This window comes from Metallosphaera yellowstonensis MK1, from assembly GCF_000243315.1.
Classification (GTDB): Archaea; Thermoproteota; Thermoprotei_A; order Sulfolobales; family Sulfolobaceae; genus Metallosphaera; species Metallosphaera yellowstonensis.
Map to the genome: position 1 here is coordinate 213,720 of NZ_JH597770.1, position 22,204 is coordinate 235,923.

The window sequence follows — 22,204 nt, forward strand, 5'->3', positions numbered from 1 at the left end:
TATAGTATATAAGGTATCCCTGAACCACATGTCTCAACAAGATCCGTTAGAAATACTATTAAAGGAGGAAAACTTACAGAAGATAACTAAATTACTTGATGTGTTGCCTACCGTCGAGAAGATAACCGAGAAACTGAGCGAGATGGACAGGAGAGGTGAACTGGATTTCATGCTTGACATGTTGGGGCAAGTAGTGTCCATAGCCGACGCTGTACAGAAGGCTGACCTGATGAACACACTGGTCTCGTTCGGAATGGATCAGATATCCAAGGTTCAGGCCATCTGGCCTCTCATGGAGAAGCTCACGAGCGATAGAGTAATCAACATTATCCAACAATTGGACATAGATTCTACCCTAACTGCCCTGGAGAAGCTCACTCCAATACTTAACAAGCTGACCAGTGAGAAAGCTCTGAAGGTACTTCAGTCCATAGATTACGATTCAATGCTGGAGTACATTTCATCACTCACTCCAGTGATGAACAAACTGGCCAGCGAGAGGACTATGAAAATAATCCAAAGCCTCGACCTTGACTCCCTTTTGACGGCTGCGGAGAGTATGACGCCGGCGATAACTAAGCTGGCTAACATGATGAGTGAGATGCAGAAGTCAGGCCAGTTAGATAACCTGATCAACTTGATGCAGCAAGGACTCTCGCTGCTGGAAGCTGTACAGAAGGCTGATCTCGTAAATACACTGGTCTCGTTCGGAATGGATCAGATATCCAAGGTTCAGGCCATCTGGCCTCTCATGGAGAAGCTCACGAGCGAGGAGACACTGAATCTATTACAGAAGTTGGATCTGGACTCCACCCTGAAGGCAATGGACGCCATGATACCAATGCTTCAAAAACTGACCAGCGAGAGAGCAATAAATCTAATGAGGCAAATGGACGTAGAGGGGATGCTTGGAGCCCTCGAGGCCTCAATGCCGTTGATGAAGAAGCTAACCAGTGAGAACACCGTCAAGGCGATCTCGCAACTGGACATGGACTCCATGATCAATATGCTCATGAAACTGGCAGAACTCCAGAGGGCTGGCGTTATGGATAGGATGTATAAATTGATTGACGTCATGGCGGATCCTCAGCTCGTGGATACGATGGTAACCGTCATGGAGAAGTTTGCTAAGGCAATGAAGATATGGGCTGCAGAACTGCCCAACGTGAAACCTGTGGGAATAGGAGGATTAGCGGGTATAACCAGAGATCCGGATTCTAAGTACGCACTGGGTATAATGACTTCACTACTTAAGGCAACAGGAAGAGCTTTCAAGGAATAAATTCACTAACTTTTTTACTATTTCTCTTTTCTCTCTGTCCTCCGTCCCCTTTTCTGGGAGGAACCTTTGACCCTTTAGTCCCTTAATGAAGGAATACATGGATATGGAAGACCCTGGTCCGTACCCTCCCCCTCCATAGGAGATGACCTTCGCCTCCAACTCCCTCGAAAGAGCGAAGACCTTCTGCCCGAGAAGGTTATAGGAATTGGCGGTTAGGTTCAAAGACTTAAGCCCGTCATCCATGTGGCCATCTACTCCTGCAACCACTACGATGTAAGTCGGTTTGAAATGCCTGACTAGTTCCAACATCCTTAAGGCTTCCATGAATGCATCATCGGAAGAACCTAAGGGAAGACCCACGTTAAAGTTGAGCCCGAATCCCTCTCCTTCACCTCGCCTTTTCACGTCACCGGTCCTAGGGAAGAACTCCCCATCATAGGCAAACACGTTTATCTTGAGCAGTTTCTCGTTGTAGAACATCTCCTCTAAACCGTTAGGATGGTGTGCATCAACGTCTATCAGCGCCACCCTCTCCCCCTTGGATTGAAGCGTCTTCAGGGCTATAGCCACGTCGTTTATGGGACAGAACCCCATGGGAGATGTCCTAGTGGCGTGATGGAATCCACCCAACGGTATGTAGATCCTGGCCAGATATCTCGAAAACTTGAGTGCAGTGAGAGTGGAGCCAGCTACCAGTAGAATGTCCTCTAACATGCCTGGATAATGTACGGTATCTCCCTCATCCAGGAACCCAACAAAGGGAAGAGAGCTGGCTTCCCTCAATTTCTCTATCAGCGTCACGTCGTGGACTAGTAATAGGTCCTCGAAGTTAGCCATTTCTGGCTTTATGAACATGATACCGTCCTCGTTGCTGATTAGCTCTTTAAATCTCCTAATTCGCTCAAACGAGACATCACGTATCATTGGGTGGGAGAAGGAGATATCTCTGAATCTGTCGTCCCATACGATACCCAACAGTTCTCCTGCAGTCAATCCGAGCTTCCCTTTGGGAATTATGGTAATCACACTTATAGACTATGTTTACCGGTACATGCGGTACATCGTAGATGAGAATGTCGTAGCGCTGTGAAAATGCCAGGAAACTCTAATAGACAGCGGTTAGATACCAGTTTACACGATGATGGAAGTAGCCTCATATGTGGTAACATTTTCACAGAAGTTATGGGATTTTGCCTCGAGTACGGCCTCGCGGCTAAGGGGAATCTAATAACTGCTCATTTTCAGATACACATCATTCAGACCGTTAGAGGGTCAACGAGCAAGAAAGTGAAATATGCAATAGTGAGTATAGATACGGCGAGGTTCACATACCTGTCAGCACTCTTGGGGACATACACGTTTATCCATCCCATAAGAAAGATAGAGATCCAAGTTATCGCCGAGAACCAGGCCACAATGAATACTCCATAGAGCACCGAACCTGTGTCCATAGCGAAGATTATGGCGAGGATCTTGGACGGGGTAACCACTAGTGCTCCCTGGACTATTCCAGCCCCCCTTGGTTCTATCTCCAGTTCCTTGCCTAAAATAACCGACATCAGGAGGATCATACCAAATGCGATGCCGACAATATACGAGGCCGCTTCCAGCGACGGTCTGACATAGGAGGCTAGACTCAACGCTATGGCTATAGGTATCGCAATAAGCAGAAATCCCAAAGAATGGAATGCGGCGAAAATCGCCACCTTCCTCCTCGTCTTCATCATTCTCGCTCCGGAGATGTGATCTGGTTCGAGACCGTGAGATAGAGCCAGGAGACCTGTCACCAGGAGGTCGGTGAAAATCACAGGTTACCTCTAGGATATGCTTTAAAATGAGTTGTTGACACCAAGCATATTTAGGAGTAACACCTACAGGTCTCACAACGGCTTCAACTTGAGAGAGCTAGGTCTCCTCATCGTGAGGAGCTTAAATGAGTCTAATGGAGAGACATTCAGGATCGTGCCCGTTCCCTCATCACGAACAGTAGTTATTAGATTTCCCTTGATAACAGGACGTCAGTTAAGGGAAAGTCAAATAACTACTACACGAAATCAGAGCCCATTAGTGAAGGTTCTCTTTAAGTGGAGCCGGTCCTCTGAACCGTTTGCCGCTACACTTTCATTCCACTCATTTTATGTTCGATCATGATCAGGTATGGGGACTTAGCCCTCAACCACCCACGAAGACTTACGATAGGTGGCTCGTGGGACTCCTTAGAGCCCAACGGCACGGGGCTCACGTCCCAGATCACTCTCACCCTTTTGGGCAGAGCCCACATCGGTGTGAGAGATCACGTTTTATCGGTAAAGATCGGAAAATAAACAGATATAAAAACGTTCCTAATTAACATTACTTTGTAGAATCCTTCATTTTTCTCATAAAACGAGGTCATCAGTTCTCCTAAAACTCAAAAATCTAGTGTATGATAAAAAGAAGGACTACCGTTAGCTTGATGATAACTGAAGCAGTCTACAAAGCAACCCTTATGTCTAAATTTTTAAACATAGGTGTTCATCATGATAATATGAGTGAAGAGGAGATTTCTTATATTCTGAAAAATCTTAGAAGGATAGCCACTATAGGATTTTCGAAGGATCCAGATAAACCTTCACACAGGGTCCCTAAGTTCCTTATGGATCACGGCTACACAGTCTATCCAGTCAACCCTACTACACCTGAAATATTAGGAAAGAGATCATTCAGATCGCTCTCCGAAATAGGCGATTCCATAGACGTTGTTCAAATTTTCAGGCCATCAAGAGAGGTACCCCAGATTATGGATGAAGTAATTAAGAGGAGGAGAGAGAAGGGTGACGTGAAGGCGGTATGGTTACAGGAAGGAATAAGGGACGATGTATCAGCGGAGAGAGCTAGGAACGAGGGATTAATAGTGATCCAAGACAGATGTATGTACAAGGAATATCTAAGACTGTTCCAAGTTTGAAGCTAGGGGTTTATCTATACGTACTAAAAAATAGATAAAGTTTTTAATGACGAATGGAAAGAAATATATAATGCAGTCTCTGGAATCTTTGAAAGCCAAGAAAGAGAGCATAAGGTGTTGCTATAAGATAAGTGAGACCGATGTGGATTGTCTATTCACTCTTTTGGACCTCAAGGAGCCAAAGAGTTCCTCGGAACTTGCGGAAGTCATGAAGCTAAGTAAGACTACTGTGGAGAACAGTATGAAGAAGTTAATGGAGCTGGGGCTAGTGAGGAGAATAAAGATAGAGGAGAAGAAAATAGGGAGGCCTAAGTTTGTGTATTCATTAGTTGAAGATTTCTTTCCGAGAATTAGGGCTGATCTAAAGGATTGCGCGGAAAAAATACTCTCAGCAACTTCCTAATTCCTTAACGCTTTTATCCTCCCTGGTATCTTGTCTTGTCTTCTCAAGGATGAGCGTGTATACACCGTTGTCGTTCTTGTGCTCCAGGATCTTACAATCCATGAGCTTTACGGCCTCAATTATCATTTCATCACACTTAGGATCCTTGAAAGTGACCTTAAGTGTTCCACCCTTCATCGTCATCAACTTTGCTGCAACCTTCATGAAGGGCTCAGGACACTCAAGATTAATGAGGTTAAGTTCCTCCATGCTTTCCATCCTTCCTAAAAAAGCTAAAAAGGTTTACAGTTCATGATGCTAATCATGAAAGTAGTCTGTCCAGTTTGTAACAGGCTCTTCGAGGCCGAATGTACACCGTACCTCCAAAAGTATAACGAGATCACATACTACTTTGACACGGAGATATGTCAGCTGGCATTCTTAAGGGAACCGGAGAGGTTCACGTTCAAGTGCCAGAAGTCTTCTGGAAGCTCTTGAGCTCACTGGGGGTTAAGGCACTGAAAAGCTTTGCACAATACTCGAAATCCTTGGACATTTTTTCTACCAGGAAGTCAGCGTCCACGGCCTTGTAGATATACCTGGGCCTGCCTCCCTTAGATCCCTGATCCTTCACTCTTTCAACGAAGCCTATTGATATTAACTTATTCACAGATCTGTTTATGGAAGCCTTACTCAGTTTAAGCACTGACGCTAGATCGTCCTCCGTTTTAGGACCTAAATTGATGAGAGCCTTCAGTATTTGGAAATCGGTGTCAGATATGTCATAACAAAAACTTAATGCCTCGACCAGTCCTACTTCCCTTCCTGAGGGAAGTCTAGCCTTAAGTTTTTGTACTTCCATTCTATCTCACATATTATGTGGTAAAAACGTATATATAAATCTTTGCTTTTTTTAGCAATAAAGAATGACAAGTAAAGCTGATATCTTCAGGAAATTGGAGTAAAGGCGATAAGATCGTATAAAGATACAACCGCTCGACTTTTCAATCAAACCTCACTCAGATAGTTAAAGCCTGCCTAATTAGAGGGTATAAAATTCCTGTGCGAAGTTCTTTGAATATGCAAATGTAGGAAAGACGTCCTCATTAACCCCAAAGCCCTTTACGCATGTCCTCCATCTTAGTGGCCAGGGCTATTTGAAAATATCTCATAACTTCAAGAGCAAACTTTATGGCCTCTTGATCTTGCATGTTTGCGATTTTCCCTTTAAGTTCATTAACGAATCTAGCCATGTCGTTCATGGTTTGTTTACTCATCTCGTATTTGGTCAGATCAAGAGCGGAGTCCAGATCCTTCTTCTCCTTTGCCTCCTTTAAGGCCTTGTACATTTTGAGCACAACACCTTCTCCCTTTGATCCGAATAGTGCCTCTTCTGGATTTCTGAGCCACCTTGCATAAGTTGCGGCTAATTTTTTGGCCTCATTTTCTCTGCTTTCCATGGGTTTAATTTCCCAACAATGTATTTTAAGGTAATATGAGGAGCCTGTTCTTAGTTTCTGGAGGACTAGATTCTACTGCTGGTATTTACAGATTCAAGGAAATGGACTTCGATTGCTTGTTCTTTAACTACGGCCAGAGATCGTTCAGAGTACAAAGCTTTTATGCGGAGAAAAATTGCAGACGTCTCAACAAGAAGTTCATGAAGATCGATCTACAAAATTTAGGTAACTATTTTTCGTCTGGGAAATGGATGCGACCTCACGAACCGATAACCCACAGAAACTCAGTTATTATTCCTATCGCCCTAGCTTTTGCCTCTGAAAACGGCTACGAGAGTGTATACAGTTTTCTAGTTAACGAGGAGTGCAGATACGAGACTAACAAACCCATGATAATAAGTTCCCTTCGTGAGTTGGCCAGATCGCTCAGGGTGAACTTGGTCTTTCCCTTTTTAGGATTGAGTAAATCCTTTGTATTGAAGTTGGGCCTGCAGGCTGGAATGGATCCCAAGATGACTTATTCTTGTATTTTAGGGCACAAGTATCACTGTGGTAAGTGCAGTCAGTGCGAATTGAGAAAATTAGCCTTCATTGAGGCTGGACTAAAGGATCCAACTCTTTATCAGGTGATATGAATTTCCCTGATTGAAAAGTCAAGGTAGGGAAAGTGCCTCTACTGTAGTTCATCCTTTTTCTGATTTTCGGCCTGAACGATACCACCCCCACATACGTCGAAAGCCAGAGGAGGGCTCAGAGGCTCTCTATGGAGGTTTACACGAAAGGTCGACTATATGTCCTATTCGTTAAAATTCCCTTAGAGCCTCCTCTCATTTAACAGTGATGAAGAGAACTCTCGTTATCAAAACATACTGTTAATTAACCCTGCCGATCATTTATGTGATAACATCAGCTCAGTGATGAACTATGAGCGACGATAGAGAAACGGTCTTGCAGGTTGTAGACGCCGTAGGGAAGTGGGACGTGATGTTGGCTGGAATAAAGGGTGAAGAAGTCATCATAGTGTCGAAAAAGGAGTGTCCATCAGAAATCAGACTAGGGGAGAGAAAAGTGAGGATAAGAAGGTTCGATCCTGAGGAATACCTCAGGCTCGTGTGTGAGAATGAGTCGCTATTCAGGGATTATAAGATGGTGTATTTTGTGAAAGTCTACATGAGGAAAATCTTGGATCTCCTAGCTTCGTTAGAGGTCTACAGGCTCTCTAAGGACTTCAGCGCGTCTGAATAGTGTTTTGATAGCCTTATGTAAAGAAAAATCGAGATGAAGTTATAATATAGGGAGACCAACTCCAAGCTGAAAGCTAATCCTAACGTGACTAAGCTTAGCTCCTTTGGTAGGATTAGGCTTAATGGTATCGCTATTATGGTTATGACTAACATCCACCTAATTTGAAAGAAGTAGGATCTTATTTTATTTAAACTCCTCTCCACGTCATAGAATTTGGCTATCCTGTCGCTTATTGTATTCAGGTCGCTTCTGATGTCCCAGATCTTAGATCTGAGGTAGTCCAGGAGATCCCGATCCTTCATATTCATTAAGCTACCCACTAGACCTTGTTCCACTATGTCTTGATCACTCACGAAAGCCAAGATCTCTCTGAAAACTTGTAGCAACATGAGATCACTGAGCCTCTGCTCATTTAGCTTGAGTCTGTCATAAAACTTTGATAAAATTAAATACATTATTGATAACTCCAACAGGATGATTATCGACAGTAGCTCTATCTCTTGTTCAAAGACCATTTAAGAAAGCTCAGATAATGTCGAATTTAAGAGTTCATCTAACCTGAGTTCCAGTCTTCTCAATTCCCTAAGGTTCTCTAAAATCTTCACTCCCTTGTCAGTTAGTTTATAAGCACCGTCCTTGTAGTATATTAGGTTCTTGGATAAGAGTAGCTTAACGTACCTTTCCGTAAGGGCTTCACTGAGGTTGGCATTTCTCATTATGGAAGACTTACTCCCAGTGCCACCCTGTATAACTTCCAAGATATCAGCAACTATCTCTAACGAGGTTCTCCTAGTTCGCATATGTTATATTCATTACTATTCTTTTTAAGCATTGTGTTTAGCCTTCTCCAATAGTGTTTTCAGGGTCTTGGCTTCCTTTTCGCCCATATATTTAGAGACGAGCTCTACAAGCTTCTCCAATTCCTCTTGGGTTCTGTCCTTCTCGACCAGAGGAAGAAGTCTACTCAGGATCTCGGAATATATTATTTGCACAACCTCGGAAAACTCGGGTATAGTGAATTCTGGCTCCTCCGAGAGAAGGTTGAGATATGCTGTGGCTATTATCCTTAGCCCTTTATCCACTACCTTGCTCATTTCTGACAATCTTTCCTTAGCTTCCATCTGTACCTCGGAAACCTTCTTCAACTCTTCTAAATACTTGGATATTCTGAACTTATGCAATTCTAGGCTTATCATAGCGTTCCTAACCCTCTTAGTGGCAACATATCTGATCTCGTCTCCGTCCCTCACCAAGGAAATGTACTGGGAGAAATAGAGTTCTTCAATGGATTTAGCTAACGTGTCTTTACTCATGAGGAGGGATAGCGTTGAATTGAGGGAATCCAGGGTTATCCCTGCCACTCCCTCCTTCGCTATTGACAGCAGCACGATTCTCTTCCGCTTATCCATGAACTCCATTAGGCATAAAGTAAGGCTAGAGGTTAAAAGTTGTGATAGGTTGTGATATCTGCACCTGGGAAGATATTATGGATAGGAAGCTACTCAGTAGTCTTCGGAGGGATATCCCACGTCATAGCTATAGATAGGAGGGTAACATGCGAATCCTCAAGGTCGACAAGTATGATATTCGAGACCAGCTATGGAACTTTCTTTGAGAAGGGGAACGATCTCATCGAGAGTGTACTAGAAGTTCTCAGAACCCATTACAGTGAGATCCCCAATCTCAGGGTAAAACTTCGGAATCATCCAGACTTTCAAGTTGAAGGAAGAAAGACGGGCCTCGGAAGCTCTTCCGCAGCTACTGTAGCACTGGTGGGTTGTATTACTCTAGAAGTTGAGGGTAAACTGGACATAGAGAAGATCTATAGGTTTTCCCAAGAGGCAAACTATATGAGACAGAAGGGGATAGGCAGCGGATTCGACATAGCAGCAGCGGTCTATGGAAGTGTGATTTATAGACGATTCAGGGATCTAAACAAGATGGATTCTTATGTGGAACCGCTCAGGCTACCTATAGGTCTGAGGATCATTTTAGGCTTTACAGGGAAGAGTTCCGGTACTGTTGCCCTAGTGAAAAAGTTTATCGATTCGAGTAATAAAGTGAGGTTCAAGGAATTGATGGAGGAAATCGAGGCTGACAATGAGATGGCCATCAAGTTACTTAAGATGGGGAGATTAGATGAAGCTACGGTTCACATTAGACTGGCCAGGAAGAACCTGAACATGCTAGCTGAAGAAGTGGTAGGAGTGGAATTAGAGGGAGAAGAAGAGAGAAAACTCATGAAAATGGCTGAGGAGAGCGGAGCCATAATAGCACTTATGCCAGGGGCAGGAGGTGGAGACGTGATTTTTGCATTAGCGGAAGATAAGATCGACGTAATAAGGAAAAGATGGGAAGAGAGAGGACTTAAGACGATGGAAGTAAAAGATGATGAGGGATTGAGAGTTGAGGACGGAAGCTGAAGCAGAAGCCCCCTCCAACATAGCTATTGTCAAATATTGGGGAAAAAGGAACAGAGAGCTCAATTTGCCCACTAACCCTTCACTTTCCATCTCTCTGGCTGAAGTTAAGGTGAGAAGCAAGGTAGTTTTTGACGAGAGTCTGAGCCGAGACGAGGTGGTGATAAACGGTGAGAGAGTAAGTGAAGAAGAGGTGAGAGAATACGCTGGGAGAGTGCTGGACAAGTTTAGAAAGATTTACGGCAAGGAGATATATGCTCAAGTTATTTCACAATTCAACTTTCCTAAATCCGCTGGCCTAGCATCTTCCGCTGCCGGGATAGCTGCCCTCACCTTAGCTGCCAACGAGGCTTTGGGACTGGGATTGCGTCCCGAGGAGCTATCTAAGATAGCTAGGATAGGATCTGGGAGTGCGTGCAGAAGTTTGTTCGGAGGCTTTGTCGTATGGGAGAAAGGAGAAAAGGAAGATGGGGATGACTCGTTTTGCCACCAGTTATTTCCTCCAGATCATTGGCCTGAGCTCCTGGACATAATAGGGATATTCAGAGAAGAAAGAAAGAAAATATCCTCGAGGCAAGGGATGTTGAGAACCGGAGAGACCTCGAGACTCATGAAATGTAGACTCCAGTTCATTGAGGATACGTTCCATGAAGTCGTTGACTCCATTGCTAACAGAGACTGGAGGAAGTTCTTTGAGCTCGCCATGAGACACAGCAATAATATGCATGCGGTGATTCTAGATTCCTGGCCTTCCAATTTCTATCTCAATGATAAGTCACTCCAAGTCATGAGTTGGGTACAAGAGTTCGGAAGGGCTGGATATACCTTCGACGCTGGGCCTAACCCACACATATTAGTCTTAGACAGAGACGCTAAGGCTATCATAAATGCACTAAAAGAGTTTGGTGCTAGTAGAATAATCGTGTCAAGGGTGAGTCAAGGACCTAGAGTTATACATTCCTGAAGGGTCTTAACGTACCTCTCGGCCTCTTTACTATATGAGTCATGATAACCTATGACAAAATTCCTGATCTCGCTTAACGATCTTATGAGCGGTGAAACCTCCCTTAGCCTCTCTATCTCTCCCTTGTCTATTATGTAAACCGCCTCGTCCTTCTCCTCCCTATAAGGCACGTCGTTAAATTCGTGGAAGACGAAGAGGCCCCTAGAGGATACCATCTCGCTATAAAGCTCGTTCTTCATACCTTGGATTTGCTCATAGCAAGATTGAGTCGCGTTGAGCTTAACTCGTTTGTAGCCCTTCCTGTAGAGCACTGCGTCTCTTAGCTCACTCCTGACTGACCTTAATTGATGTAAAATATAGTTATCATCGAATGATAGGAATTCCCCAGGCTCCTCAGGGATTTTTATTTTCCCCTTCTGTAAAAGCTCTATAATGGCTTGAGTGAGTATTGCGTTATAAAGTCCCACAACGCTGTGAAAATAGACGTTCTCGAACATGTACATCCTAGCCAGCAAGAATTGTTCTACTATAGGGAGTGCCTTCCTGAGAACTGCTATGGTGCCTCTTTTTAAATAGAGGAATCTCTTTAACCTCTCAATGTCGAAACGTCCATAGCCAACTCCAGCATAATAGGAGTCCCTAAGAAGATAGTCTCCCCTATCTGCATCTATGAAATTAGAGATGATGAGACTAGCTAGTCTCTCTTCATCTGAGGAGGGACTCTCGCTGAGAACATTAACGAGAAACTTAACTGGATCTCCTTGGTCTGAGAATTTCTTCTCAATAATATCAGGAATACCCTCAGAAATCAACTTAATGCCAATCTTCACATGAGTTTTCTTGCCGTTATCTGGAACATCCATCCCATATACGCCCTTAGCTAAAGTCAGGGCACTCTCGAAGGTGTGTGAAAATGGTAGATGCCCAATATCGTGGAGTAGTCCAGCAGTCGCGATCAGCTCCATGAGGGTCTTGTCCAAATACTTCAAGTCTGAGTTCTCCTTTATGTATTTGGAAAATTCCAAGGCTAAGTGCATTGCACCCAAGCTATGTTCAAATCTAGTGTGAGTCATGCCTGGATATACCATGTATGCTAAGGCAGTCTGCTTGATGTATCTTAGTCTTTGAAACAATGGGTGAGAAACTATAGCCAGTATGTTGTCTGGCACTTCTATATATCCGTGAACTGGATCTCTGATGAGCTTCATTGTTAAACCTTTGACAATACAGATAAAATCAATTTTGCAGCCGAGATCACCCTGCCCTCCAGTTCCTCTTTAGTTATCCAATCTCCTCCTCTAGCTAGATTATCGCTGACTACCAATACAGCACCTACTTTGGCTCCTCTCATTTTCCCTAAGAAGAAGAGTGTAGCGCACTCCATCTCTACACCTATGTTTCCTCTGCCTGACCACTTCCTAACGAAGTTCTCGTCTTCCGCGTAAAACGCGTCGCTACTGAACACGTTCCCTAAATAGTATTTTAGGCCCCGCGAGGCGAACGCGTTAACTAGGAGATTGACTATGAAGAAATCTGGGGTCGAGGAAACTGACGATAACTCGCCAGAATATTGGTAAAACAGTCCCCCTGGATTATAAGAAGCTCCTGTGGGAATTATATAATCTCCCAGATCTATTGAAGGATCTAAAGCTCCTGCGGTTCCTAACCTTATGAACTTACGTCCCCCAAGCATGTAGAGCTCCTCGAAGACCACTGCAGAAGAAGGGCCTCCTATACCATGGGTAGCTATTGATATTTGAGTTCCTTCGTATTCACCCGTGTAGATCAAGAACCCTCTATTCTTGTTCACCAACTTGGGAGAAACGAGCAAAGTAGAGAGCAGCTCGGTTCTGCCAGGGTCTCCAACTACGATCACCCTTTCCGCTATATCTCCCTTCTTAGCCAGAATGTGGACTGGATTCATTAAGTTCCAGAGTGACGATGGGATTTAACTTTAACTTTAGGGATGCGATGTTAATCATTGGCATTCAATCTACGATAGACTTCAAAAAGAGACCTCCTAATTCCCTTTATAAAGAAGGGAGAAACTCCTGGGGCTGATATCTCTAGGGAGTCCACGAAGGAAGTTATTTTACTTCACGCTCATCACTCACCTTAGTAGGGTATCTATCGATTATCTCTATTCTTATGCTCCTTGATAATAGATTCCCTTACCACAAACTTTCCTTGTTTTATGATTTAGAGTTGTAAAACCTATGGACAAAGTGTCCTAGAAAAACAATTTCGGATGAGCCGTAAAGAACAATCAGAAGGTAAGAGGATAGCATTCCCCTTTATAATTCTCCTAGGCACTACTTATCTTAGACGTATGAATAAGAGGGAAGAGGTCAGGATCGAGAAGAAAGGAAACAGGATCACATTCGATGGAATCGAGGAAGCGTTGTCGATTAACGAAATTCACATCTCTGAACCAAAAGACCGAAGACTACACATCCTCCTAGATGGACCTGGTCTGATAATCACATTAACTGAAGATGAATTCATTAGCATTGCTTCCTCTCTGAAGGGAGTCAAGCTTAAACCCCTTTATAAGACTGAGATCTCGCAAATCGGTGTGGTAATACGATTAGAGGCTGATTCTCTACACGTTATCGTTGTGATGGATTGGTCTCTCCATTCCATCTTCAGTAACGTCGATGGGGAAAGGATCAGATTAGATTTCGGCCCATTATGCGAGTATAACGATTGTATCTATTATGCATTCTTTAGTAAAAACAACTGGATATATATGTTAAAGATGAGATCTGTGGATGGACAGATGGACGTCGAGTTCAGGAGAATAAGCCCACATGTTTTAAAAAACGAGCTCGTCTTTTATACTTTAGGAAACAAATTCGGTTTACTGTAGGTCCTTATATAAAACACCTGATCTTATGAATAAGGTTTCAGGAAAAAGTTTTAAAAAAGCTGAAGGTAACTCTTATCTCATGAAAGAGAGAGAAGTAGAAGCTAAAAGATTGATAGGTAAGAAACAGGTGAGGGGAAAGATATACGAATATGAATACTATACGTTACCTCTAAACCTGTATATACCTAAGTCCATGGTGGAAAAGTTTGGCGTCAAGTATATGCTGCAAGTAGATGAAGACACAGGAACAATAACCATAAAGCCAAGAAGCTCATGACCCACCTCACTAAGTTTTTGAAAATATTATTGTTTTCTTAAAAATTATTTTCTTAGTACCTTCTCTATTAAGTCTTTGACTTCGTACGGAGTCTTTGCCAGTGGAATCCCTGCTTCCCTGAAGGCATTGACTTTACTTTCGAAAGTCCCCATACCCATATAAACTACGGCTCCTGCGTGCCCCATTCGTTTTTCCCTAGGTGCCGTCATCCCCGCTATATAAGCTACCACCGGTTTCGTTATTTTACCAGCCTTTTTGAGCTGAGCTACGCGTTCTTCCATAGTACCTCCTATTTCACCTATAACAACTATGGCCTCAGTCTCAGGGTCGTCTTGGAAATCGAGAACGGCCTCTTGCATTGGGGTACCTATTATAGGATCTCCTCCTATACCTATAACAGTAGACTGACCGTATTGCCTCAGGATACTTGCCACCTCATAGGTCAGAGTTCCAGATCTGGACACTATGCCTACCATTCCCCTGTTGAAATATTTAGAGGGAAGTATGCCTATGAGGGATTCGCCTGGTGCTATAAGACCTGGGCAATTAGGGCCCACTATCCTTGTACCTCTTACTTTAGCATACCTCACAAACTTCGCTACCTCCACTACGGGTATATGTTCCGTAATTATAACCACGAGCTTCACACCTGAGTCCACGGCCTCATAAACAGCCTCTGGGGCATATTTAGCTGGTACAAAAATTATGGAAGCATCTATTTCGTGCTCCTTTGCGGCCTCAGCTACAGTGTCATAGACTGGTACTCCGTTGAGCTTAGAACCTCCTTTTCCAGGGCTCACTCCAGCAACTATCTTTGTTCCATACTTTAACATGAGAGAGGTATGAAAGCTACCTTCCTTCCCGGTTATTCCCTGGACCAGTACCTTAGTATTGGAATTCACATACGTAGTGCATCACCTATGGCACTGATGGCGTCTTCGTATGTCTTTATTCCGTACGTCTGGAGAATTCTCTTTCCTTCCTCTTCGTTAGTTCCAGTGAGCCTAACGAAAATGGGTTTACCTATCTGTTTGTAGGCCTCTATTATTCCTCTAGCGACGTCGTCACATCTCGTTATTCCACCGAAGATATTAACGACGATCTTCTTCACCTTTGAGTTATTCCCTACACGCAGTATGGATTTGGCTATCTTTTCTGCATCTGCTCCTCCCCCCACATCTAAGAAGTTCGCTGGACTACCTCCCATTATCTTAACCAGATCCATAGTTGCCATGGTTAGACCAGCACCGTTGCCTATTATCCCTATATCTCCATCCAGTTCCACATATGAGTCACTCTCCTCTTTCCTTCCCAGTTCACTGATTATGTCTTCGTGCCTATAGAGCGCATTGTCATCCAATATAACCTTAGAGTCCAAGGCAAGTAGACCTTCCTCAGTCACGGCGAGAGGATTTATCTCAGCTAACTCTGCATCATATGTTAGAACGAGGTCTAGCAAGCCTCGGAGTACAGTCTCTAAGCCCCTGACACCGAGATACTTCTCTACAGCTTCGACATCGAATCTCATAACCCTTCTATCCAAGGGGATCTTGAACGTCCTGACCTCCTTACTCTCCTCTATATTTATCCCGCCAAAAGGCGAGGCTACTATCATGGGGTTCCCAGATTCCCTGTCCATCATGGTGGAGAGATATATCTCCCGTGTATGGGGTATAAACTCCTCTACGAGAAAGGTTCCAATGCCCTGAGCTCTCATTTCGAGAATTGTTGAATACACGTCATCGGTTACCTTTACTAGGCCTCTCTTTCCTCTCGCACCCTCTAGGAGTTGAGCTTTAACTACAGCCTTTCCATCCCATTTGATGGGTTCCTTAGTGACAACGCCCTTAGGTACCCGTATTCCCACTTTTTTAAAGAGAAGCTTTCCCTCATACTCGTACAACTTCATGGGTATCTATAATTACTTTTGCACCACTGTTTAAGAATGCATCTATCACATTTAGGTGTTCCTTGTAAACAAGAAGCTTTTCCAACAGAGCCTAAACCTGCATGCAAAATCTTAAACGAGTAGATATCTTTCGTTACGTTTTGAGACACAAGTTTAGGTACTTCGGACCGCCTGAGCTCTACTCCCAGGTATCTACTTAATACCCTCCTCGAGTATTCTGATGCCGGAAAGACAGGTTGATGTCCGGCAAAGAGAAGAATGGAATCTACCGTCTCCTCTCCAAGTCCATTAACCTTGAGTAGTTCACTCCTCATTTCTAACTTTAGGAGGTTACTGAGCCCACCGTTCTCCACCACAAAAGATGCAAAGGCCCTCAACCTAGTTGCCTTGGTCTTGTAGAAGTTCACTGCCCTAATTTTTCTCGCTAAGTCCTCCTCGTCTAACCTAGAGATTGCTTCGATGGTAGAGAGACCCTCTTCCCTGAGAGCCAACAATATCCTCTTAACCGTTTCCCACTTTGTCATCTGGACTAAGAAGGCTGAGATCACTATCTCGTCTGCCGACTCTAAGTTGTCCCACCATCTAAAAGAGCGAGGATCTGAGATTATCCATCCCTGTCGTGCCAGTGCCTCTCTCTCCCTTTCAAATATTTGGATGAGCTCGTCAAAGGTTATTCAGGATCACCTGAACCAATCTTTCTGTACCGGGCTTATGGGTCTTGGGCCTCCTGGGTGAGTTTATGGAGTTCAGAAGCTCCACCTCTGAAGCCCAAGTGTTTGGATCGTCCATGAATGTTGCCCCTATGATCTCAGCGTAGGCCTTAGCGTCGGAGAAAGTAGTTGCCCTCACTAAGGATCTGTTGAATACCATGATTACACTCTTATTATAGAGAATAGATGCCTCCATGGCAGTCTTCCCTTGATGGGTTATCACAAGCGACGCGTTGGCTAAATACTTCTCCATGTCCGGATCGAAGTCGAAGACCTTCCAGCCTAACCCTTTGTACCTCTCTGGGTTCACCTTTCCTGTCTGCAGGATCACGTTGGGTAACTTGAGCTTGGCGAGGACGTCGAACAGACGTTGAAATCCCTCTGTACCAGCTGTGACGAAAACATATCCCTCGTCCTTGGGAACGTACCTGGGCCTCTGGAGTATAGGTCCGACCACAACTCCGTTCTTGTATAGTGACCTCTGTTCTTCCCAGTGAAGGAAAACACCCTTGGCAAATGCAGAAATGATCCTGATAGCCTTCCCTCTCGTGAATATCCTGTCCTGGCTCTCGATGGCGAACACCTTAGATCCCTTCAGGTAACCGAAGAAGGACGGCAACAATGAGTGATTGGACCCAGTAGCTAGAATTACTTTATACTTGGGCAGAAGCGATGATTGTACCAGAGACTCGACACCCTTATAGATTGCGTGTAGATCGGACTCTAAGGGTTCCCTAGGCTTAGGTAGTTCCCATATCTTGTTGGCCAAGGGTTCTAAGAGCTTCCACGAGTAGGAATCCCCCGTCGGAATCACGAAATCCGGCTTAAAGGGTAGATAATCCGCTACAGCCTTGGCGAAACCTGAGTGGCCTCCTCCACTGGCCACGATCAAGAGATCCCGCATTAACGTATAACATTATTACCTTAAACTATTTTAAAGGCTATCCATGGAGTACAAAGCTGTATGGCTCAAGGGAGGTATAGTCCTCGCACTGAACATGCTGGAGGCAGGCCGAAGGGTATATCAAATAGGTCTTGGGGAAAGGGACTTCTACGTTGACGTTATAGCCGATTCTTCTTTGTCGCTAGAGGAAGCAGAGAACTTTGCAACTTACAAAGATCATGACTTCACTATAAATAACGGAAAGGTTGTAAGCAAGTTCGGGGAGATCAGCCTCCTGGATGAGACCAAACCTTCTGGTAATCCGAGGTACTTCAAAATCCTTAACGTCTCTGTTCATCATGTGAGCCCAGACTTTCAGGTAGTGAGAATCAGGGCCGTGGCTTTCGAAACGGAGGAGCAACTCAAGGACTACCTGGAGTGGTTAGAGAAGGCATCGGAGACCGACCATAGGGTACTTGGGGAAAAGATGGATCTCTTCAGTTTCCATGAGGAGAGTGGTCCTGGTCTAGTGCTGTTTCACCCTAAAGGTCAACTGATAAGAAACGAAATGATAAACTATATGAGACAAATAAATGATTCAATGGGATATAACGAAGTATATACCTCTCACGTGTTCAGAACCGTCCTCTGGAAGATAAGCGGGCATTACGAGATGTACAGGGATAAGATGCTAATATTTCAGAAGGATGATGATGAACTAGGAATTAAGCCGATGAACTGCCCCGCACATATACTCATCTATAAGTCGAGGGTTAGGAGTTACAAGGACTTACCCATCAGGTTCTCCGAGTTTGGAAACGTGTATAGGTGGGAGAAAAAGGGGGAACTCTACGGTCTCCTCAGAATACGTGGTTTCACTCAGGATGATGGACATATTTTCCTTAGGGAAGATCAGATTAGGGAGGAAGTTAAACTTCTAGTAAAGAAGACCTTGGAAGTTCTAGGAAAGTTTGGCTTCAAGGGGGACGACGTTAGGATAAACTTGAGTACCAGGCCGGACGAGAGCATTGGGACAGACGAGCAATGGGAGAAGGCAACCAGCGCGTTGCACGAAGCTCTCAGGGAACTTGGTATCTCATTCATCATAAAGGAGAAGGAGGGGGCATTCTATGGGCCTAAGATAGACTTCGATATTAGGGACAGCTTGGGAAGGTGGTGGCAACTTTCCACAATTCAGGTAGACTTCAACTTACCTGAAAGGTTTAAACTGGAATACGTAAATGCGGACGGAAGTAAGAAGAGACCAGTAATAATTCATAGGGCGATCTATGGTTCCATAGACAGAATGATGGCAATCCTACTTGAGCACTTCAAGGGCAAGCTTCCCTCTTGGCTCTCCCCAGTTCAAGTGAGGGTACTACCCATTACTGAGGATATTCACGAGTATGCGGTGAAAGTGGCTGAGGCTCACAGGAGCAAAGGTATTAGGGTGGAGCTAGACCCTAGTGGAGAGACTCTCTCTAAAAGGATTAAGAGAGCTTACGATGAAGGTGTGCCATATATAGTTATAGTAGGTAGGAAGGAAGCACCAGAAAATAAAGTCACAGTGAGGGGAAGATCCAATATTGAGGTTAAGGGTGTACCCTTAGAAAGATGGTTAGAAGCTCTAGTAGAAGAAATAAGAGAGAGGAACACCGAGAACGTCGCTCTAAAGATGATATCATGACTGAGGTAAGATACGGCCTTTATAAGAGTTCCATTGGACCTATAACGGTCATCGCAGAGGATGACGAAATTACGATGCTTGACTTTTGCGATTGCGTAGAGAAGGGCCTCATGAATAACGAGTGGTTCTCGGATCTCTTTCAAAAACTTGACATGTATTTCCAGGGAAAGAGGGTAGAGTTTACGGTAAAAATTAGATTGCCCATGAACCCCTTTAGACAGAGAGTTTTCAAAGAGGTCATGAAATTACGATGGGGAGAGATCACTACCTATAAGCATGTTGCTGAGAGGATAGGTAGCTCACCCAGAGCTGTCGGGACCGCCCTTTCCAAAAATCAAACTCTATTACTGGTTCCCTGTCACAGAGTTATAGCGGAAAGCGGGATTGGAGGCTATTCGAGGGGGGTTGACATAAAAAGAAAACTATTGAAACTAGAAGGCCACGAATTCTAGTCCTCGATGATAGGCTCTACCTCATCTTCCCCCACGTTCCATCTCTTCAGTGCTCCCTCTATGCCGAAGGTTTTAATGTCTTTAATAATGTTTGAGAAATGCTTGTCTAATATCTCAGCACAATCGGACGGTATCCTAGCTCTAAGCTCCGTGTAAATGCTCCTTATGACTTTCACATCTTCTATATCCATTCTTCATCACGTGAAGCCGTGTCTAAAGAGGTAGAGACACTCAACCGACTTTGTATATCTAATCTATGTTCCATTCTATTTTAGCCAATTATGATCTTCTAATTTGAATTAAAATGACTATAAGAGAACGATGTTAATAATTGGAGTGACGGACACCGAATTAAGTTAATGAGGTGGAAATGGACTGAATTCGAAGGAGTTCCTAGGAAAGGACTCCAGTTCTATATTATCTTTGGTTAACGTTGAGATGATAATACGAATATCCCTCACCGCAGGTGAGTAAGTAACAGACAGCAGTTATGGGACTTTAACGTAACTTAAAGATTTTCATCAGCCCAGGTGGTCCACCTAAATGACGTTCAACGAACCTGAGGAACGCCTCCACGCTCCTCAGGTTAAGCTCCCCCACCAGCTCCCTGACGACGTTGGTCATGATGGTGAAGATCGCGAGGTAGCCCTGGAGTCTCTCCCTCCTCCAGAACGAGGAGTCCTCCAGTCCCAGGGCCTTAACGTCCCTGTGGAGCTCCTCGATCTCCCACCTCATCCTCCAGGCCTCCTCGATCTCCTCCTCGCTGAGCGAGAGGTCGGTCGTGTAGAGGTACTTCACGTGTGTCCCGGAGTCACGTTTATATTCCCGGACTAGCAACTTTACCGTAATAGCTCGGCCTCCCAGGGTCAGGTCGGCGTAGTAGAGTCCGGGGGGTAGGTCCCCCACTCGGAGGTGTCCCTCCACCTCCTCGAGGGTCCCCTGGACCGACTCGACCCTGAGGAGCCTCCGGTTGGACTTGAGCTCAGACACCACGTTGTCCCTCACGAGCTTCTCTGACCAGTACCACGAGTCGAAGACGACCCTGGACACGCGGAAGTACCCCTTGAGCACGTCCAACATCTCCCTGGCCAAGTCGATCTTGGTCTTGAACTCGGTGACCATCCCCAAGTCCAACATCTTCCTCACGGCGTAGGGGAAGGCTCCCACCATGAACGTCCTGCCCGTGGAGAGGTCCACTATGGCGACCGTGAGGAGCTGCACGCCCCTCTCGAACCTCCGGTGGGTGTGGCAGTAGATCCAGTAGTTCCCGTGGGGGCTCACGTCCCTCCCCCTGGAGTACTCCTTGTGGTCCACGGTGTCGTCTATGATTACGGCCACCTCACCCTTCACCAGCCCCGACAGGACCTCCAGGTAGTCCCTCCACGCGTCGTGGAGTTCCCCCAACGCCTCCAGCAGGTTCGCGTAGTCCAACCCGAACGTCTCAGCAGCATTCCTCACGCTGGACCTCCCACCTAGCAGAACCATGAGGACTAGCGCCAACCCGACCTTCCTGCTCCTCCCGTTCCTCCTCACTATGCCCAGGACCTGGTTCACTGCCTTGATCAGATCCTCCTTAGCCAGTTCCACCTGTCCCTTCTGGTTTGACATCTTTTCAGCAGGAAGACGTCGAAAATTAAAAACTTCTCGTTAATACCAACTTCTTGGTATTACCTCCCTAAGATTCCCATAACTGCTGTAACAGAGTAGTTTCGGTCCTTGACTTCTGGTAGAAGGAGCACAAGCAGGTGGATAAGTTAAACTTTTGTACTTTCTAGGGCTGATCTCTATAGTGCCGCGGTAGCTCAGCCTGGCTAGAGCGCTGCCCTGGTAACCTACCTGGGCAGGCAGAGGCCCCGGGTTCAAATCCCGGCCGCGGCTTCTACATGAAAGTTTGTGGTTTCCTAACGTATGTCGGTCTCCTAATCATTTGCAGAACGACAGAGTTTCCGTTGCTCATTCTATCGATAGCATAAATTACTAGAATTTTCAGTTTCCTTCTTTTCAGAGCTTTCAATTCGTCCTCTATACGCTCCAGTTCCTGGGCCAGTTCCCCAGTCATTTCTTCGCTTAGGCCTGTATTTTTAATATCATGAATTTCCTTCTCTATCTCTCCAACTATTTTCATGAGGTTTTCGTCCTCTATATACCTCGTGGCCTCTATCAGCCTTTTTGCGGCCTCAACTTCATTATCCTGGTTCAAATAGTCAATAATCCCTAAGAGCGTGTCCAGCATAGATAATATATCTTTATAACTTCACTCAATAAAAAGCTATTTGACTATCAGCACAGGAACTCTCGCTTCTTGTACAACTCTACTTGAAACACTGCCCAAGAAAACACGTTTGACCGTGGATAGACCCCTGCTTCCCATCACGATCAGAGAGATACTGTTCTTGTCGACGTAGTCCAGAATTGCCTGAGCGGGGTCGCCTTCCAATGTTTCCCCCACAGCTCTCACCCCTACTCTCTCCGCCTCCGTAACTGCAAACTTAACATCCTCTTTGGCTTTTCTCTCCATGGACTCTAATTCCTTCAATGGAGGAAGGATACCTACGCTGTAGAATATCGTCTCGTTCACAACCTCGATAATGTAAAGTCTACTATCATACTTGGACGCTAGATCTATGGCTACCTGTAGGGCTTTCTTGGAGTTATCTGAACCATCGAAAGGAACTAAAATTCTTTCAAACATACTTTCACACTCTTACTGTTTCATT

Annotated in this window: 31 protein-coding genes and 1 tRNA gene; 13 read left to right on the forward strand and 19 right to left on the reverse strand. The window is 44.8% G+C overall.

The window, feature by feature from the left end; all coding sequences use genetic code 11:
* Nucleotides 1-28 precede the first annotated feature (28 nt).
* Nucleotides 29-1,282, forward strand: coding sequence for a helical membrane plugin domain-containing protein (locus tag METMK1DRAFT_RS11830; protein WP_009074460.1), 1,254 nt, complete (start codon nucleotides 29-31; stop codon nucleotides 1,280-1,282).
* Here METMK1DRAFT_RS11830 and METMK1DRAFT_RS11835 read toward each other — a convergent pair.
* The 3 genes from METMK1DRAFT_RS11835 to METMK1DRAFT_RS18305 all read right to left on the reverse strand — a co-directional run bounded on the left by METMK1DRAFT_RS11835 (nucleotide 1,247) and on the right by METMK1DRAFT_RS18305 (nucleotide 3,536).
* Nucleotides 1,247-2,206 (reverse strand): histone deacetylase family protein, encoded by a 960-nt coding sequence (locus METMK1DRAFT_RS11835; RefSeq protein WP_155812453.1) that lies wholly within the window; start codon nucleotides 2,204-2,206, stop codon nucleotides 1,247-1,249. The genes METMK1DRAFT_RS11830 and METMK1DRAFT_RS11835 overlap by 36 nt on opposite strands.
* A 332-nt stretch (nucleotides 2,207-2,538) precedes the next feature.
* On the reverse strand, nucleotides 2,539-3,090 hold the full coding sequence (locus tag METMK1DRAFT_RS11840) for a hypothetical protein (protein ID WP_009074462.1): 552 nt from the start codon (nucleotides 3,088-3,090) through the stop codon (nucleotides 2,539-2,541).
* Between the two features lie 305 nt (nucleotides 3,091-3,395).
* Nucleotides 3,396-3,536 (reverse strand): hypothetical protein, encoded by a 141-nt coding sequence (locus METMK1DRAFT_RS18305; RefSeq protein WP_216586112.1) that lies wholly within the window; start codon nucleotides 3,534-3,536, stop codon nucleotides 3,396-3,398.
* A 273-nt stretch (nucleotides 3,537-3,809) separates the two neighbouring features.
* On the opposite strand from METMK1DRAFT_RS18305, the gene METMK1DRAFT_RS11845 reads away from it, so the two are divergent.
* The gene (locus tag METMK1DRAFT_RS11845) at nucleotides 3,810-4,229 is read left to right on the forward strand and encodes a CoA-binding protein (RefSeq protein ID WP_048087990.1); all 420 of its coding nucleotides are present in this window, start codon (nucleotides 3,810-3,812) and stop codon (nucleotides 4,227-4,229) included.
* A 70-nt stretch (nucleotides 4,230-4,299) separates the two neighbouring features.
* Nucleotides 4,300-4,632: an Lrs14 family HTH-type transcriptional regulator gene (lrs14, locus tag METMK1DRAFT_RS11850; RefSeq protein WP_048087991.1), complete on the forward strand. Its 333-nt coding sequence runs from the start codon at nucleotides 4,300-4,302 to the stop codon at nucleotides 4,630-4,632.
* On the opposite strand, the gene METMK1DRAFT_RS11855 is transcribed toward lrs14 (METMK1DRAFT_RS11850), so the two are convergent.
* Nucleotides 4,618-4,881 (reverse strand): sulfurtransferase TusA family protein, encoded by a 264-nt coding sequence (locus METMK1DRAFT_RS11855; RefSeq protein ID WP_009074469.1) that lies wholly within the window; start codon nucleotides 4,879-4,881, stop codon nucleotides 4,618-4,620. The two genes, lrs14 (METMK1DRAFT_RS11850) and METMK1DRAFT_RS11855, sit on opposite strands and share 15 nt — an antisense overlap.
* A 42-nt stretch (nucleotides 4,882-4,923) precedes the next feature.
* On the opposite strand from METMK1DRAFT_RS11855, the gene METMK1DRAFT_RS18310 reads away from it, so the two are divergent.
* A complete protein-coding gene (locus tag METMK1DRAFT_RS18310) occupies nucleotides 4,924-5,109 on the forward strand; it encodes a hypothetical protein (protein WP_009074471.1) in 186 nt (61 codons plus the stop codon).
* On the opposite strand, the gene lrs14 (METMK1DRAFT_RS11860) is transcribed toward METMK1DRAFT_RS18310, so the two are convergent.
* Both lrs14 (METMK1DRAFT_RS11860) and METMK1DRAFT_RS11865 read right to left on the reverse strand, forming a co-directional pair.
* The gene (gene lrs14 / locus METMK1DRAFT_RS11860) at nucleotides 5,078-5,473 is read right to left on the reverse strand and encodes an Lrs14 family HTH-type transcriptional regulator (protein WP_009074473.1); all 396 of its coding nucleotides are present in this window, start codon (nucleotides 5,471-5,473) and stop codon (nucleotides 5,078-5,080) included. The genes METMK1DRAFT_RS18310 and lrs14 (METMK1DRAFT_RS11860) overlap by 32 nt on opposite strands.
* 244 nt (nucleotides 5,474-5,717) lie before the next feature.
* On the reverse strand, nucleotides 5,718-6,071 hold the full coding sequence (locus tag METMK1DRAFT_RS11865) for a hypothetical protein (protein WP_009074474.1): 354 nt from the start codon (nucleotides 6,069-6,071) through the stop codon (nucleotides 5,718-5,720).
* Nucleotides 6,072-6,106: 35 nt separating this feature from the next.
* Here METMK1DRAFT_RS11865 and METMK1DRAFT_RS11870 point away from each other — a divergent pair, with 35 nt between their 5' ends.
* Both METMK1DRAFT_RS11870 and METMK1DRAFT_RS11875 read left to right on the forward strand, forming a co-directional pair.
* Nucleotides 6,107-6,706 (forward strand): 7-cyano-7-deazaguanine synthase, encoded by a 600-nt coding sequence (locus METMK1DRAFT_RS11870; RefSeq protein WP_009074475.1) that lies wholly within the window; start codon nucleotides 6,107-6,109, stop codon nucleotides 6,704-6,706.
* A gap of 289 nt (nucleotides 6,707-6,995) precedes the next feature.
* Nucleotides 6,996-7,316, forward strand: a complete 321-nt coding sequence (locus tag METMK1DRAFT_RS11875; protein ID WP_009074477.1) for a hypothetical protein — start codon at nucleotides 6,996-6,998, stop codon at nucleotides 7,314-7,316.
* On the opposite strand, the gene METMK1DRAFT_RS11880 is transcribed toward METMK1DRAFT_RS11875, so the two are convergent.
* The 3 genes from METMK1DRAFT_RS11880 to METMK1DRAFT_RS11890 are packed head-to-tail and all read right to left on the reverse strand — an operon-like array spanning nucleotide 7,280 to nucleotide 8,734.
* Nucleotides 7,280-7,831, reverse strand: coding sequence for a hypothetical protein (locus METMK1DRAFT_RS11880; RefSeq protein ID WP_009074478.1), 552 nt, complete (start codon nucleotides 7,829-7,831; stop codon nucleotides 7,280-7,282). The two genes, METMK1DRAFT_RS11875 and METMK1DRAFT_RS11880, sit on opposite strands and share 37 nt — an antisense overlap.
* Nucleotides 7,832-8,116: an Sso10a family chromatin protein gene (gene sso10a / locus METMK1DRAFT_RS11885; protein WP_009074479.1), complete on the reverse strand. Its 285-nt coding sequence runs from the start codon at nucleotides 8,114-8,116 to the stop codon at nucleotides 7,832-7,834. It lies immediately after the preceding gene.
* 24 nt (nucleotides 8,117-8,140) lie between these two features.
* Complete coding sequence (locus METMK1DRAFT_RS11890) at nucleotides 8,141-8,734, reverse strand: hypothetical protein (protein WP_009074480.1); 594 nt, start codon at nucleotides 8,732-8,734, stop codon at nucleotides 8,141-8,143.
* A gap of 42 nt (nucleotides 8,735-8,776) precedes the next feature.
* On the opposite strand from METMK1DRAFT_RS11890, the gene METMK1DRAFT_RS11895 reads away from it, so the two are divergent.
* On the forward strand, nucleotides 8,777-9,739 hold the full coding sequence (locus METMK1DRAFT_RS11895) for a phosphomevalonate kinase (protein WP_009074483.1): 963 nt from the start codon (nucleotides 8,777-8,779) through the stop codon (nucleotides 9,737-9,739).
* Nucleotides 9,723-10,700, forward strand: coding sequence for a diphosphomevalonate decarboxylase (gene mvaD, locus METMK1DRAFT_RS11900; protein ID WP_009074485.1), 978 nt, complete (start codon nucleotides 9,723-9,725; stop codon nucleotides 10,698-10,700). The genes METMK1DRAFT_RS11895 and mvaD overlap by 17 nt, the downstream gene beginning before the upstream one ends.
* Here mvaD and METMK1DRAFT_RS11905 read toward each other — a convergent pair.
* The gene (locus METMK1DRAFT_RS11905) at nucleotides 10,673-11,908 is read right to left on the reverse strand and encodes an HD domain-containing protein (RefSeq protein ID WP_009074487.1); all 1,236 of its coding nucleotides are present in this window, start codon (nucleotides 11,906-11,908) and stop codon (nucleotides 10,673-10,675) included. The two genes, mvaD and METMK1DRAFT_RS11905, sit on opposite strands and share 28 nt — an antisense overlap.
* A 2-nt stretch (nucleotides 11,909-11,910) precedes the next feature.
* The gene (locus METMK1DRAFT_RS11910; protein ID WP_009074488.1) at nucleotides 11,911-12,624 is read right to left on the reverse strand and encodes a purine-nucleoside phosphorylase; all 714 of its coding nucleotides are present in this window, start codon (nucleotides 12,622-12,624) and stop codon (nucleotides 11,911-11,913) included.
* Between the two features lie 324 nt (nucleotides 12,625-12,948).
* Between METMK1DRAFT_RS11910 and METMK1DRAFT_RS11915 the strand changes: the two genes are divergently transcribed.
* Nucleotides 12,949-13,569, forward strand: coding sequence for a hypothetical protein (locus tag METMK1DRAFT_RS11915; RefSeq protein ID WP_009074490.1), 621 nt, complete (start codon nucleotides 12,949-12,951; stop codon nucleotides 13,567-13,569).
* 79 nt (nucleotides 13,570-13,648) lie between these two features.
* Entirely contained in the window at nucleotides 13,649-13,846 is a 198-nt protein-coding gene (locus tag METMK1DRAFT_RS11920; RefSeq protein WP_048088092.1) for a hypothetical protein, read from the forward strand.
* Nucleotides 13,847-13,890: 44 nt separating this feature from the next.
* Here METMK1DRAFT_RS11920 and sucD read toward each other — a convergent pair whose 3' ends face one another.
* From sucD to METMK1DRAFT_RS11940, 4 genes are all read right to left on the reverse strand, one after another.
* Nucleotides 13,891-14,748 carry a succinate--CoA ligase subunit alpha gene (sucD, locus tag METMK1DRAFT_RS11925; RefSeq protein WP_009074494.1) on the reverse strand — a complete coding sequence of 286 codons (858 nt, stop codon included), beginning with the start codon at nucleotides 14,746-14,748 and terminating at the stop codon, nucleotides 13,891-13,893.
* Nucleotides 14,745-15,755 carry a succinate--CoA ligase subunit beta gene (locus METMK1DRAFT_RS11930; RefSeq protein WP_009074496.1) on the reverse strand — a complete coding sequence of 337 codons (1,011 nt, stop codon included), beginning with the start codon at nucleotides 15,753-15,755 and terminating at the stop codon, nucleotides 14,745-14,747. Before METMK1DRAFT_RS11930 ends, sucD begins: the two co-directional genes overlap by 4 nt.
* Nucleotides 15,752-16,303, reverse strand: coding sequence for an endonuclease III domain-containing protein (locus METMK1DRAFT_RS11935; protein WP_009074498.1), 552 nt, complete (start codon nucleotides 16,301-16,303; stop codon nucleotides 15,752-15,754). The genes METMK1DRAFT_RS11930 and METMK1DRAFT_RS11935 overlap by 4 nt, the downstream gene beginning before the upstream one ends.
* A 115-nt stretch (nucleotides 16,304-16,418) precedes the next feature.
* Nucleotides 16,419-17,369 carry a UDP-N-acetylglucosamine--N-acetylmuramyl-(pentapeptide) pyrophosphoryl-undecaprenol N-acetylglucosamine transferase gene (locus tag METMK1DRAFT_RS11940; RefSeq protein ID WP_009074500.1) on the reverse strand — a complete coding sequence of 317 codons (951 nt, stop codon included), beginning with the start codon at nucleotides 17,367-17,369 and terminating at the stop codon, nucleotides 16,419-16,421.
* A gap of 43 nt (nucleotides 17,370-17,412) precedes the next feature.
* Here METMK1DRAFT_RS11940 and thrS point away from each other — a divergent pair, with 43 nt between their 5' ends.
* Both thrS and METMK1DRAFT_RS11950 read left to right on the forward strand, forming a co-directional pair.
* Nucleotides 17,413-19,035, forward strand: coding sequence for a threonine--tRNA ligase (thrS, locus tag METMK1DRAFT_RS11945; RefSeq protein WP_009074503.1), 1,623 nt, complete (start codon nucleotides 17,413-17,415; stop codon nucleotides 19,033-19,035).
* Nucleotides 19,032-19,487 (forward strand): methylated-DNA--[protein]-cysteine S-methyltransferase, encoded by a 456-nt coding sequence (locus METMK1DRAFT_RS11950; protein ID WP_009074505.1) that lies wholly within the window; start codon nucleotides 19,032-19,034, stop codon nucleotides 19,485-19,487. The genes thrS and METMK1DRAFT_RS11950 overlap by 4 nt, the downstream gene beginning before the upstream one ends.
* On the opposite strand, the gene METMK1DRAFT_RS11955 is transcribed toward METMK1DRAFT_RS11950, so the two are convergent.
* Nucleotides 19,484-19,678, reverse strand: coding sequence for a hypothetical protein (locus tag METMK1DRAFT_RS11955; protein WP_009074507.1), 195 nt, complete (start codon nucleotides 19,676-19,678; stop codon nucleotides 19,484-19,486). The genes METMK1DRAFT_RS11950 and METMK1DRAFT_RS11955 overlap by 4 nt on opposite strands.
* 307 nt (nucleotides 19,679-19,985) lie before the next feature.
* Nucleotides 19,986-21,095, reverse strand: a complete 1,110-nt coding sequence (locus METMK1DRAFT_RS11960; RefSeq protein WP_009074508.1) for a transposase — start codon at nucleotides 21,093-21,095, stop codon at nucleotides 19,986-19,988.
* A 183-nt stretch (nucleotides 21,096-21,278) separates the two neighbouring features.
* On the opposite strand from METMK1DRAFT_RS11960, the gene METMK1DRAFT_RS11965 reads away from it, so the two are divergent.
* A tRNA-Thr gene (locus tag METMK1DRAFT_RS11965) sits at nucleotides 21,279-21,365 on the forward strand.
* 1 nt (nucleotide 21,366) lies between these two features.
* On the opposite strand, the gene METMK1DRAFT_RS11970 is transcribed toward METMK1DRAFT_RS11965, so the two are convergent.
* Together METMK1DRAFT_RS11970 and METMK1DRAFT_RS11975 are read right to left on the reverse strand one after the other, a co-directional pair.
* Nucleotides 21,367-21,720: a hypothetical protein gene (locus tag METMK1DRAFT_RS11970; RefSeq protein WP_009074510.1), complete on the reverse strand. Its 354-nt coding sequence runs from the start codon at nucleotides 21,718-21,720 to the stop codon at nucleotides 21,367-21,369.
* A 36-nt stretch (nucleotides 21,721-21,756) separates the two neighbouring features.
* Nucleotides 21,757-22,179, reverse strand: coding sequence for a universal stress protein (locus tag METMK1DRAFT_RS11975; protein WP_009074512.1), 423 nt, complete (start codon nucleotides 22,177-22,179; stop codon nucleotides 21,757-21,759).
* Nucleotides 22,180-22,204 lie beyond the last annotated feature (25 nt).

Coding starts and splice junctions, on each gene's coding strand:
- METMK1DRAFT_RS11830 (WP_009074460.1), top strand. CDS start 29: ATGTCTCAACAAGATCCGTTAGAAATACTATTAAAGGAGGAAAACTTA.
- METMK1DRAFT_RS11835 (WP_155812453.1), bottom strand. CDS start 2,206: ATGATACGTGATGTCTCGTTTGAGCGAATTAGGAGATTTAAAGAGCTA.
- METMK1DRAFT_RS11845 (WP_048087990.1), top strand. CDS start 3,810: ATGAGTGAAGAGGAGATTTCTTATATTCTGAAAAATCTTAGAAGGATA.
- lrs14 (WP_048087991.1), top strand. CDS start 4,300: ATGCAGTCTCTGGAATCTTTGAAAGCCAAGAAAGAGAGCATAAGGTGT.
- METMK1DRAFT_RS11855 (WP_009074469.1), bottom strand. CDS start 4,881: ATGGAGGAACTTAACCTCATTAATCTTGAGTGTCCTGAGCCCTTCATG.
- METMK1DRAFT_RS18310 (WP_009074471.1), top strand. CDS start 4,924: ATGATGCTAATCATGAAAGTAGTCTGTCCAGTTTGTAACAGGCTCTTC.
- lrs14 (WP_009074473.1), bottom strand. CDS start 5,473: ATGGAAGTACAAAAACTTAAGGCTAGACTTCCCTCAGGAAGGGAAGTA.
- METMK1DRAFT_RS11865 (WP_009074474.1), bottom strand. CDS start 6,071: ATGGAAAGCAGAGAAAATGAGGCCAAAAAATTAGCCGCAACTTATGCA.
- METMK1DRAFT_RS11870 (WP_009074475.1), top strand. CDS start 6,107: ATGAGGAGCCTGTTCTTAGTTTCTGGAGGACTAGATTCTACTGCTGGT.
- METMK1DRAFT_RS11875 (WP_009074477.1), top strand. CDS start 6,996: ATGAGCGACGATAGAGAAACGGTCTTGCAGGTTGTAGACGCCGTAGGG.
- METMK1DRAFT_RS11880 (WP_009074478.1), bottom strand. CDS start 7,831: ATGGTCTTTGAACAAGAGATAGAGCTACTGTCGATAATCATCCTGTTG.
- sso10a (WP_009074479.1), bottom strand. CDS start 8,116: ATGCGAACTAGGAGAACCTCGTTAGAGATAGTTGCTGATATCTTGGAA.
- METMK1DRAFT_RS11890 (WP_009074480.1), bottom strand. CDS start 8,734: ATGGAGTTCATGGATAAGCGGAAGAGAATCGTGCTGCTGTCAATAGCG.
- METMK1DRAFT_RS11905 (WP_009074487.1), bottom strand. CDS start 11,908: ATGAAGCTCATCAGAGATCCAGTTCACGGATATATAGAAGTGCCAGAC.
- METMK1DRAFT_RS11910 (WP_009074488.1), bottom strand. CDS start 12,624: ATGAATCCAGTCCACATTCTGGCTAAGAAGGGAGATATAGCGGAAAGG.
- METMK1DRAFT_RS11915 (WP_009074490.1), top strand. CDS start 12,949: ATGAGCCGTAAAGAACAATCAGAAGGTAAGAGGATAGCATTCCCCTTT.
- METMK1DRAFT_RS11920 (WP_048088092.1), top strand. CDS start 13,649: ATGAAAGAGAGAGAAGTAGAAGCTAAAAGATTGATAGGTAAGAAACAG.
- METMK1DRAFT_RS11930 (WP_009074496.1), bottom strand. CDS start 15,755: ATGAAGTTGTACGAGTATGAGGGAAAGCTTCTCTTTAAAAAAGTGGGA.
- METMK1DRAFT_RS11940 (WP_009074500.1), bottom strand. CDS start 17,369: ATGCGGGATCTCTTGATCGTGGCCAGTGGAGGAGGCCACTCAGGTTTC.
- thrS (WP_009074503.1), top strand. CDS start 17,413: ATGGAGTACAAAGCTGTATGGCTCAAGGGAGGTATAGTCCTCGCACTG.
- METMK1DRAFT_RS11950 (WP_009074505.1), top strand. CDS start 19,032: ATGACTGAGGTAAGATACGGCCTTTATAAGAGTTCCATTGGACCTATA.
- METMK1DRAFT_RS11955 (WP_009074507.1), bottom strand. CDS start 19,678: ATGGATATAGAAGATGTGAAAGTCATAAGGAGCATTTACACGGAGCTT.
- METMK1DRAFT_RS11960 (WP_009074508.1), bottom strand. CDS start 21,095: ATGTCAAACCAGAAGGGACAGGTGGAACTGGCTAAGGAGGATCTGATC.
- METMK1DRAFT_RS11970 (WP_009074510.1), bottom strand. CDS start 21,720: ATGCTGGACACGCTCTTAGGGATTATTGACTATTTGAACCAGGATAAT.
- METMK1DRAFT_RS11975 (WP_009074512.1), bottom strand. CDS start 22,179: ATGTTTGAAAGAATTTTAGTTCCTTTCGATGGTTCAGATAACTCCAAG.